At 46.1% G+C, this 10,762-nt stretch carries 7 protein-coding genes; 2 read left to right on the top strand and 5 right to left on the bottom strand.

What is annotated here, in order from left to right; all coding sequences use genetic code 11:
- Positions 1 to 438: 438 nt before the first annotated feature.
- Together IQ242_RS07785 and IQ242_RS07780 are read left to right on the top strand one after the other, a co-directional pair.
- Complete coding sequence (locus tag IQ242_RS07785) at positions 439 to 741, top strand: UPF0175 family protein (protein WP_193959571.1); 303 nt, start codon at positions 439 to 441, stop codon at positions 739 to 741.
- Positions 738 to 1,208 carry a DUF3368 domain-containing protein gene (locus tag IQ242_RS07780; RefSeq protein WP_193959570.1) on the top strand — a complete coding sequence of 157 codons (471 nt, stop codon included), beginning with the start codon at positions 738 to 740 and terminating at the stop codon, positions 1,206 to 1,208. The genes IQ242_RS07785 and IQ242_RS07780 overlap by 4 nt, the downstream gene beginning before the upstream one ends.
- A 220-nt stretch (positions 1,209 to 1,428) precedes the next feature.
- Here IQ242_RS07780 and IQ242_RS07775 read toward each other — a convergent pair whose 3' ends face one another.
- The 5 genes from IQ242_RS07775 to IQ242_RS07755 form a co-directional block, all read right to left on the bottom strand.
- Entirely contained in the window at positions 1,429 to 3,957 is a 2,529-nt protein-coding gene (locus tag IQ242_RS07775) for a formylglycine-generating enzyme family protein (protein ID WP_193959569.1), read from the bottom strand.
- 8 nt (positions 3,958 to 3,965) lie between these two features.
- Entirely contained in the window at positions 3,966 to 5,066 is a 1,101-nt protein-coding gene (locus IQ242_RS07770; RefSeq protein ID WP_193959568.1) for a MoxR family ATPase, read from the bottom strand.
- Complete coding sequence (locus tag IQ242_RS07765) at positions 5,056 to 6,906, bottom strand: caspase family protein (protein ID WP_193959567.1); 1,851 nt, start codon at positions 6,904 to 6,906, stop codon at positions 5,056 to 5,058. The genes IQ242_RS07770 and IQ242_RS07765 overlap by 11 nt, the downstream gene beginning before the upstream one ends.
- A gap of 156 nt (positions 6,907 to 7,062) precedes the next feature.
- On the bottom strand, positions 7,063 to 7,914 hold the full coding sequence (locus tag IQ242_RS07760) for a hypothetical protein (protein WP_193959566.1): 852 nt from the start codon (positions 7,912 to 7,914) through the stop codon (positions 7,063 to 7,065).
- A gap of 446 nt (positions 7,915 to 8,360) precedes the next feature.
- Complete coding sequence (locus IQ242_RS07755) at positions 8,361 to 10,715, bottom strand: GH116 family glycosyl hydrolase (protein ID WP_193959565.1); 2,355 nt, start codon at positions 10,713 to 10,715, stop codon at positions 8,361 to 8,363.
- Positions 10,716 to 10,762 lie beyond the last annotated feature (47 nt).

The following is a 10,762-nucleotide window of genomic DNA, read 5'->3' as shown; positions in this document are numbered from 1 at the left end:
TCGTTCAAAACCTTGCGTCTTCATCGGCCCGCGTCCTGTAGGGGCGAAGCATTCGGACAATAACCTATCGGTGAAAAGGTAGATTTTCTATCCGAATGCTTCGCCCGTACTTATTCAGCAAACCCTAGATAGAGCTTGCTGAATAAATCTAAAAACTCTGTTGGATTGGAGAGAATGACATTTGAGGGAATGAAACGACCCTACCCCACACCCCGCCCTCACAAAAAACTTTTTGCCGCAAACCCTGAGGGCGAATGCAATTCGCCCCTACAATAATATTATTATGCCAATGGTAGGGGCGCATCGTGGTCAGTGAGTTTATCGAACTGCGTGCGCCCAAAATTTCCTATAGATATTTCGACCAAATTGAGATGCGACCAAATTATCCCTATTCTTCTTCCTTCCACACAAAAACCGGAAGAGCCATCTATTTCACCTATGATAGAACTAACTGGTAGCGACTCCGATAATTTTATGCAAATCACTGTTGATATTCCCGACGAAATCGCCCAGAGATTAGGTCAAACAGGCGATAATTTGGCTCATAAACTGCTGGAAATGGTTATTGCTGATGCTTACCGTGCCGGTATCTTGAGTACGGCCGAAGTTGGACGCATCCTTCAATTACCTTCTCGGTTAGAAACTCATGCCTTTTTAAAGCGGATGGGAGTCTATCTGAATTATGATGAAATTGAACTAGAACGCGATTTGCAAACTCTCAAAGAACTCAGAGCGAAATGATAGTTGTTTCTGACACTTCTCCGATTTGCTACCTGCTCTTAATTGACCAAATTATGATCCTACAAGAACTGTATAAGCTTGTGGTTATTCCTGAAGCTGTAGCTGATGAATTAAAGGCCTCAGAATCTCCATCTATCGTTCGCAATTGGATTGCTAACCCCCCTGATTGGCTCCGGATTGAAATTGTTAGGACATCCTCAAGGTCAGGATTGGAAAAACTCGATCCGGGTGAGCAAGAAGCGATTTTACTAGCAGAGCAAATTGAAGCTGAATTGATTATTTTAGATGACAAAGCAGGGAGGCAAATTGCTTCGGAGCGTGGCTTAAGAATTATTGGACTTTTGGGCATTGTCAAAGATGCTGCCCAATTCGGATTGCTCGATTTAAGAGTAACCTTTGAACGTCTCCAAGAAGCTGGCTTTTGGGTTGCACCCAGCCTACTCGAACGACTTTTGCGGCAGCAATAGATGTTCTGACACCAACTAAGTAGGCGTTAAAAATTATCAGATGCCCCCCTTACCAAGGGAGATCCACCCGCCTATCGGCACCCCCCTTATCAAGGGGGGCAGGGGGGATCAAACCCCCCAGGTAATTGACCCCCTAAACCAATACACTTGTACTATAGCTTGCCCAAAAAAATTCCAGAAAAGGGAATGAGGGAAAAAAGGGAAAAAAAGGGGAAAAGGGTTACAGGGTTCTCCCGAATACGCAGACTACCCGAAAACCGATATCGTTGAAGCGGTAGTCGCGGCGGTAGTCGTAGTAGCGAAACGCGGAACGGCAGACATCAGGAAGGCTGCCCCAGGAACCGCCCCGCAAGACACAATATCGGTCATCTGTCAAGAGTTTATTTATACTATTTAATAAGTTTTCATAACGATTATCATTATTTGTCTCGTCCCAAACGCTCCCGTCTGTGGGCGGTGCGCCTTGATAATCACTATGCCACGGATCTAAACACCACTCCCAAACATTCCCGTGCATATCGTACAGCCCGAAGGCGTTGGGGGGATAGGAGCGGACGGGGGTGGTTTTATTTGGGGATTGTTTCGGCTTTTCTTGTTGATAGACCTTTGAACTATTGTAATTCGCCAGTCCTACCGTGATCGTCTCGCCAAAGTGGAAGGGGGTGGTTGTTCCCGCTCTACAAGCGTATTCCCACTCGGCCTCGCTCGGTAAACGGTAATTTTTTCCCGTGTGACGGGACAGACGGGCGCAGAATTCGATCGCATCGTACCAACTCACGCGCTCGACGGGGTTGTTATCGCTTTCCTTAAAACGCGCGGGGTCTAGATCGAGGTTTTTTCCCTCCCTCGGTAGGTGGGCCACGAACCGCCATTGCGCCCGGGTAATCGGAGTCTGGCTCAGGTAGAAGGCACTGACGCTCACGGGGTGTTGGGGTTTTTGAGACTCGTTATCGTCCTTTTCTCCCGGTGAACCCATCAGGAATTCGCCCCCCGGGATAGCAACCATGGTTAGGGGTTCGATTCCCTTGCCTAGGGGTTCCTCGTAGTAGTAGGCCTCCCGGGATTCTCTTTTGGTAATTTTTCCCCGTTTATCGACGTATAGGGTCTCGAAGGTGAATTTTAGGAGTTTTTCCGGGGTCAAGATTTCCTGTTTTCGCTGCCTCACTCTCTCCTCGATGTCTTGGGCGATATCGGCGTACTCTCCCCCCCAAGTGCGGAGAACAGCCGCGTCCACCTCAGCGAAATAGAGAGAGCGATCGCTGACTGCATCCGCTAGAGAACCCTGTGGATTGGGGATTAGAGCCGAAAAATCGCGAAATTCGCCGTAATGGTCGCGAATATAATCGCCGATGCCGCGCCAAATATCGATCGTGCGTCTAGCGGCACTATCTGCCAATAGTAGCTGACGAATGCCGGGGTGAAAATCGTACCAAGCATCCGTAACCGTCGCTCCTTCCGGACTAAAGGTAGATTTTTCGACCAGTCCGCTAAAAAAGACCTCCGCTAGATGCCAATGTTTACTATCGGGTAAAAATCGCCGCTGTGCCAATCGCATCACCGGAGGAATCAGGGGAACGGCCGCCAGCACTTTAGCCAGTTCTCGGGCCAAGGGACTAGCATCGATTAAAAAGCCTCTCAATAACTCTTCCGGGGATTCCGTTTCCGGAGCGGCTGCCTCTTCTTCTCCGGTTTCACCCATATTCACCCCCGCAGTGGTTGCTCCCATTAAAACCCCCTGAATCGAATTACCACCGCTCCCAGCGATAAATTTCGCCCAGGTTGCAAAGTGAGCGGGGGATAGATTGAAAATAGGGAACCGATAGAGAATCTGCTTCGTGCGGAGTCTTTCCCCCACTTGCAGTATTGCATTGGCAGAAGCGGGACCCGGTGCAATCAAAGGCCGGAGTATTGCTCCCTCTAAAGCGGTTCGTTGCCATAGCTCCTGCGGGAAGATGTGAGCGATGGTGACAGGGTGTTCTTTGCCCAGATCCGCTAGGGTGGCGAAGGCAGACCCCGATCGCCAAGCTTTCCCCAAAGTATCGGTTAGGACGATAAAAAGTCGGTTTCCAGAGGGTGCAACCAGACTGCGAGGGTTCCGTTCGATTTGCCCGGCACCAGAAAGCAAACGAGCTTCATTTTCACCGGTCTCGAACCACCAAACCCGCACATCCCTAAAAAAGCCTTGCCAACGGAAGAGAGTGGTCATTCCCCCCGCTAGATCTCCCCAAAATTCCATCGGGGGAGAGCGATCGATCAACAGGTGAACCTCTAACCAACGTTCTAGAGGGGGTCGGAAAGCGAGCATCGGTAATCCCCCCGCTTCGGCCGTCCGTTCCACTGTAACCTCGATATCCAACTCGTCGGCCCGTAATCCAGGCACGCGACGCGCTAGGGGGAGAATTGCCTTACTGATGGCGGTGGGTTCGGGTATCGGAAAGGGATCGGGGACGCGAACGGGAGAAGAACGATCGCTCTCGACCGAATCGCGCTTCTGGGAGGTCTGCATCGAGCGATCGATGTTTTCGGGATGGACAACGGGAATCGTTGACTCGATCGCTCCGGGGGGAGGGGTTTCTTCACCGCTGCCGGATGACCGGTTATCTTCCTTATCATTAGATGAGGTTGCTTCCGAATGTTCAGACTGCTCGATCGACCAAGGCGCGATAATTCGATCGAGGTAAGCAGCGCACCAGATCAGTTCTGCCATTTCCCTCTCGTCTTCCCACCAGATGGCTTTTTTCCCTTCCATCTCTCCCCCTACCCTTGCAAGGATTTAAAGATGGTGTCTAGCAGCGATTGGCGATCGGTGGCGGTGAGGTCGTTTCCCTGTAGTAACAGATAGACCGCGTTGAGCAGTTGATCGGTGGCTAGTTTGTCTTTGCGTTTGATTCGATCGAGAAATTCCCGGATTAGATTTCTGGCCGGTTCGTCCAATTGATTTAGGCTCTCCGGGGGGAAACGTTGCTCTAGTATCCGATAGAAATCATCCTCGTTGTCGGGTTGTTCGAGTCTTAAACGCAAACATCGACGCAGGAAAGCGGGGGGAAACTCCCGGGCCTCGTTACTGGTCATGAATACTAGGGGAAACTCCTGACAAGACACACAACCTCGATCGATCGGGATTTTTTCCTCGCTGTCCTCCTGTTGACCGCGATAGGGAAGAACGGATTGGTTGCCGGTTTTTAATCGTGTCAATTCCGGTATCTCAAAAAATCCCTCCTCGAAAATATGGAGGAGATCGTTAGGCATATCGATATCGCTTTTATCGATCTCATCAATTAGCAGCACCGCCGGTCGTCCTGGACGGGATTGATAAAAAGCCATCCCCATGGGGCCTAATCTTAGATAGCTGCCGATATCCGGCTCCTCGTACTCTCCCCCCTCTCCCACTTTCTGTCTTTGTAGGGAAGCTTCCTGTAACCGTCCGATCGCATCGTAGGCATAAAGACCCTCTTTAAGGGTGGTGCGGGAAACGATCGACCAACGGTAGGGGCCGGGTAGTCCCAATTCCCGGGCAACTGCGTAGGCCAGGGAAGTCTTGCCGGCGCCGGGGTTGCCCTCGATCAGTAGGGGACGACGCAAACAGAGGGCAGCATTCACCAATTCCACCGCTTTCCTATCCGCGACGAATCCTAAAGCCCTAGGGTCGATTTTTCCCTGTTCGGGCGGTATTTTCTGCGATTTAGCCGCTTTTGTCCATTCTTCCGGGGATAGGCTAAAACTGCGCCAAGGAGGTGGCGGTGGGATGCGATCGAGGTGTTTTCTTTGTTCTTTGGGTGTGGGTAAACTATCGGCACTCAGGGTCAAACCCCGATAGATGCGAAGGTCTTCTGCTTTGGTAACTGGTTTATTGGCCATTGGATTCCACCACTCTCGTGTTTAGAGGTCTCGGTTTCGGGGAGGGTTTGGGGTATAGATCGTCCCAGAAAAGGGCGATTTTTCGCTTGTTTCTGCGTAATTCTTTGATATTATCGGGCCAATTTCTCCATTCCGAGGGTTTTAGCTCCTCGTCTGTCATCGGTTGGTTGGCGTTTCGACTCCAGACGGCGATCGGCAGGGATTCGACGATATATTCCAGATCGGCGATCGATGGTTCGGTTCCGATGTAGTAATGTTTCTGGTCAAGATCGCTATTATTTTCCCATAAAGCTCTCTTGATCTCCTCGATCTCGTCGCGTATCTCTCGGAAATCTTCATCAAAATAGCGATCGAAGGAGTTAATAAAAACAGGATACTCGTATCCGATAGATGGCCCCTCACCGGTTCTAAACTTAATATCTTCTAGGGAGTGTTTCAGCAAAGCAAATGGAAGGAAAAATTCAATCTCTAGTCTCGCTTGATCGGGTAAATAGTAAAATATTTCAGGAATTACCTGATAGAAACTATCTTGCATTTCTTCTAACATAAAACCTTGTTCTTTTTTATAGATATTCCATAACTTAATTTTATTGTTTATTCCCACAAAAAACATCGTATTTACATGAAAATATTCTGTTTGTAAGCCAGTATTATTATGTTTATCAATTGCGGGTGAGATTACAATTTGTATTCTTCCTTCTAGTTCGATATTTTTATTAAATTTATCCCACAATTCTCTCGCATATTTTTTGATTGTGTCTAACTGCACACCATCCCTATATCGAACAGCTTCACCTTTCCAAGTATCAATATTTTCAGCAATATCTAGGGTTTCATTCTTAAATAACTTCAACCTGCACCATTCAGAAAATAAAATCAAAGGACATATTTCTTGATTAACTGGCTTACTAGACAAATCTTTTAGTTTTTCTCTAAGCTCTTGTATGTTTGAAATAGATGACGATTTGGGATCTTCATAGACTAACAGAAAAGAGTTGATTAAAAATAAACTATTATCGGAATTAATATTTAAAGTATTGAAAAGTTTTTCGATTAAATTAAATCTTTGATTTTCCCATTTTTGGTCAGCTTTAGGATAAGTAGGAAAAAACCTAGCATAGGTTTCAATTCCTAGCGCAGAATAATTAACACGCTGATTACTGTCAACATTCTGGTTCATTTTATCAACCAACAAACCTAGATCGACATATCCACGGTGGGAATAAAAATCGATCGCTTTTATGTCATCGAGAGCTTGTTGCAGCGATCGGGATAAAACTCCTTCGATCGCTGTATCTTTTGCCCTACAAGCGGCCATAACATGAATAGCTATATTAGCTCCTCGAACCGCTTCATATTGTTTGATCGCATTGCTAACGAATTTTATAATATCTCCCGCACCACTTTGGGAGTAACAAGTATCAATAATATAGAGAACTTGAGAGATGGTTACTTGGTTATTTTTAATAGGACGAACTAAGTCTTGAGTCGGTAAAGCCGTTAAAGATATATAATCAATATCTGTATCTTTCAGGATGAGATAATGTCCATCCCCTTGACAATATTCGCCATGACCAGAATAGTAAAAAATAAGAATATTTTTCGTTCCATGTCGCTCTCTATCCCGAAGCCAATTAGGGAATAGTATTTTAAGATCGTTAGTTGTGGGATTCAAGTGTAAACTTGGCAGAACTCTTTCATATCCAAAACCACTGGTAAAGAGACTGTTCACCAATTCTAAATCCGTCTCGACGCTGGGTAATTGCTCGAATGCGTTGTAATCCTTTGTCCCACAAGCAATTAGATAATACTTGATTTCTTCATCCATACCATTACCCATCAATCGATTAAGTAGCTAGTTATAATTAAATTAAAAATGGATTTTAGGTTCGATCCCCCCTTAGTCCTAGAGTTGATTCATAGTAGGGTTGATTCATGAATCAACCCTACCCTTAGTCCCCCCTTGATAAGGGTGGTGTCTGATAATTTTTAACACCTACCTACTCAACCCCGATCGAATCGCTTCCCCAGTTGCAACCGCCGTAAGATAGCTTTTGGCATCGTGAGCCTCGCAACCATTATAAACTAGCTTATCCTCGACAGTTCCCTCAAATAAAGGGTTGAGTTTCTTTGTCAACGCCACCACATCGCCATCGTCTGCGATATTCACCCATCTTTCCACATTTCCGGGCCAGCACCCCAGGTTATTGCGGGGGGATGGTTGCAGTCGATCGAAAATTAATTGTCTTATCCCCAAAGGAGAACCGAGAGTGACAAAGACTTTAATCGGCCATTCTGGATGCTGACATAAAGTTTCGTAACAGACGATCGAACCGAGAGAATGAGCTACAAGTACCCGCGTATCTTCATCGATAGATTCTATGACTCGCTCTTGAATCTGCTGTTTTAGCTTTTGATCGTGTAAATAGCCCCCTACTTGCTTAAGATAAGAAATAACCAATTTCTCGGCAATGCTACCGAAAAACCGAGATTCACTTAACCCCGACAAAGCTCTCTGGATAATTTTTGGGGTAGATTTTTCTCTCAAAAGGCTATCCGCATTGGGATGATTATTTTCCACTCGTTCCGTTTCTTGCCACCACGACTGGAGTAATTCTTTTTCCCAATCGGAATCGACATCATTAACATCGTAGTTCGGGATACCGATCGCTTTCGATTTTCCCCGAAAAATATCTCCGTAAAACGCGCAACGAAAATCGGTATCAGACTTTAACTCGGTTCCCGCGAGTTTCAATCCATCCTTGAGACTTGGCAACCACTCAGCAGAAATCGTGTGGCTACCCCTAAATTCTTGCGCGATACCGTGAACACCGACAATTTTAGCCATGATCGTGCGGTTACAGAGCCTTCCTATCCCTGTTAATTTTCAATTTTAAACGGTTTTTGCCACTTTAGAACAAGAATAAAATAAGTAGCTGGTTAATAATTAAATTAAAAATGGATTTTAGGTTCGATCCCCCCTGCCCCCCTTGATAAGGGGGGTGCCGATAGGCGGGGGGATCTACCCTTGATAAGGTAGGGTTGATTCATGAATCAACCCTACCCTTGATAAGGGGGGCATCTGATAATTTTTAACGCCTACCTACTTAAGCTCTTGACTATCTAAATTACTCGACTCTCTTAAGGTTATGGTGATGAGCAAATCTGATCGAAGAAAAGACCTACACTATACACCCCCACCAATCGCCCATGGTGTGACATGGTGAACATTTTTTAGCCAATATTCAAGGAGGGAAATTGAAGTTGAGAAAAGGGGGATATCTCCAAGAAAATTTATCCCTGAAATTCCGTCAAAACCCCATAGATAGCCCAGATAGCCATGGCGCGTAAATAATGACAAGCACGAAAAGTTCCCACCGATGTAATCGCTTCTGGAGTGCGAAATTGTAAGCCATTTTCATATACTTGTTTCACCACCGCTTCTGTAATTTGCCATCCTTGCTTTTCCATTCCCATTTGCAGTAAAAAAGCCACCAACCCAAAATTAATTCCTACCCAAACTTCCAAGGGATGAGTTGCTTCGGGATTTTCGGGAGTACCATCGGGTTTTAAACCATTGGCCGCCCCAAATTTTCCCCCATGAAACTTGAGAAAACAAGCCTGATAAATCTTACTTAAAGCTGATTGCGTGTATTGATTTTCTACCACATCTGGTAAAGCCAATAAACGGGCATAAAATTGACCACATAATTGGTCAGTCATCACCACATCGGAACCACTGCCACTATCTAAATTATAATATTCTCCATTCCAGAGAGTCTGATGATAAATAGCGCGAGATTGCTGTAACCAACTGGCAAAAATTGCCGTATCTTCTCCAAGAATTGCCCCAATTTTAAGCGCCGCTTCTAGTGCCGCTATCCACAAACCACCACAATAGGCACTAATTCCCTGTAAACGCCAATCATCAAAGGTTTGGTCTGGTGCGCCGGAATTTTCGGGAATCCCATCATTATCAAGGTCAAAAGTTTTTAAATATTGCAAAGTCAGGACAATTGACGGCCAACATTCCCGCAGAAAATCCTCATCTTTAGCCCCCGTTAATAAATAATCCCGATATACTAATAAAACAAAATCACTGCCTAAATCTTTCCAGAGATTACAATCTTGATAACTGGTGTAATTACTCTTTTGCCAAGGGTGTTCATTGGGCGCACCTAAATCGTGGGGAGTGGCATTTTTTGCCTTACGAATGGCACTAGCTTGGTTATAACCGATAATTCGAGGAGTGTCGTCACTGCTGGGAATTGCCCTCGCAAAAGCTTCCATGACGGCCTTTTCTAAGCGCGGCCATAACATCAATAACCCAAAGGAACCATAGAGACGCACATCCAGACTTTCATACCAACGATAATCAATACATTCTAAGACCCCAAATTGACCAATCGGATCTCGTTCCGTGGCTGCTGTCCAGAGAGTGCCGCCGTCCGTTAACAGGTATAATTCGTTAAATAAAGCCATTTTAAACCAATCGGCCAGATCGCTGCGTTCTAGGATCGGTTTTTGCCAGTTAATAATATTTTCTCGCCATGTATCGCCGTGTTTTAAAGCCGTGCGTACCATCGCCCAAGCATTTTGACCATTGCGACCGAAAAAGTCCGTATAACGACGATAATAGTTAATTCCTTGAGCAAATTCCGTGACGGGTAAATCCCAGGCTAAAATAAAAGGAATTTTGCGAGTTTTCCCCGGACGAATGGTAAAACGAATCGCCATGGCCGTGGCCGTTTGTTCCCCTTTTTGGGCGGGGGTTTCGTCCTCAATATCCGGTAAAGAGCCATTCATGGCGAAATAATCCCAAACTTCGCTCCCATCGCTGGCAGGGTTCCATTTACCCAGATAAAATACCTCTAGACTCGGATTAGTAATACTGGCAATCGCCATCTGTCCATCCCCTTCCCCAGGGTTTTCGTAATCTCGACGCATTAGACAGCCAACGCGGAAATTATCGACAATCCATTGATTATAATTACCCTCACTTTCCCCCCATTTTGATTGATATTCATAGACGGGACTACCATCATCTCTCACTTTAACCACTGGGGATTTAATCGCGTTAGTAAACCAACCGATTGTATTTTGCCAAGTCAGCATAATACTAATAGTAATCGGTTTATCGGTGGGGTTATGAACCGTCCATTCAAATAGGGCTATAGGATAACTACTTTCTTGGTAATTATGCGCCCAAACCGGTGAGAATTGTTCGCAAATTAATTGAGTCTGAAAAACATCTTTGTACTCGTACCAACTGCGGGGATAAAGGGCAGAATATGTTCCCTTTTCGGCTGGATACCACGACCAGCGCGATAATGTTCCATCCTTGGGGCTTTCCGTCGCCATAGCGTAGGCTTGGGCGCTTCCGTCTTCTGTTTGTTCAAAAATGCTAAATTGACAGGCCGCAAGGCTATTAAAACTGTGTTCACCGCCGTCCAGATGCCAGAGGTTAAAGTCACCTTTGGGGGAACGTCCGATGCAACCGCCCCCAAATCCCCCCAGAGGCATCCCATGCCAAGGACCATCATCTAAATTGCTGGCATAGCGGACGCTGTAGGGTTTTTCCCAACCTTTGCCGAGAGGACGTTTCCAAGCGGCGGCGGGAATTTCTGGAAGGGAGACGAGATTAAGCATAGATGTTGTTAAGTGGGGTGTGGGGTGTAGGGTGTAGGGTGTAGGGT

The organism is Microcystis sp. LEGE 08355, from assembly GCF_015207185.1.
GTDB classification, from domain to species: Bacteria; Cyanobacteriota; Cyanobacteriia; order Cyanobacteriales; family Microcystaceae; genus Microcystis; species Microcystis panniformis.
This window is presented reverse-complemented; position numbering and strand designations above follow the sequence as displayed.

Coding starts and splice junctions, on each gene's coding strand:
- IQ242_RS07770 (WP_193959568.1), bottom strand. CDS start 5,066: ATGGCCAATAAACCAGTTACCAAAGCAGAAGACCTTCGCATCTATCGG.
- IQ242_RS07760 (WP_193959566.1), bottom strand. CDS start 7,914: ATGGCTAAAATTGTCGGTGTTCACGGTATCGCGCAAGAATTTAGGGGT.
- IQ242_RS07780 (WP_193959570.1), top strand. CDS start 738: ATGATAGTTGTTTCTGACACTTCTCCGATTTGCTACCTGCTCTTAATT.
- IQ242_RS07755 (WP_193959565.1), bottom strand. CDS start 10,715: ATGCTTAATCTCGTCTCCCTTCCAGAAATTCCCGCCGCCGCTTGGAAA.
- IQ242_RS07765 (WP_193959567.1), bottom strand. CDS start 6,906: ATGGGTAATGGTATGGATGAAGAAATCAAGTATTATCTAATTGCTTGT.
- IQ242_RS07775 (WP_193959569.1), bottom strand. CDS start 3,957: ATGGAAGGGAAAAAAGCCATCTGGTGGGAAGACGAGAGGGAAATGGCA.
- IQ242_RS07785 (WP_193959571.1), top strand. CDS start 439: ATGATAGAACTAACTGGTAGCGACTCCGATAATTTTATGCAAATCACT.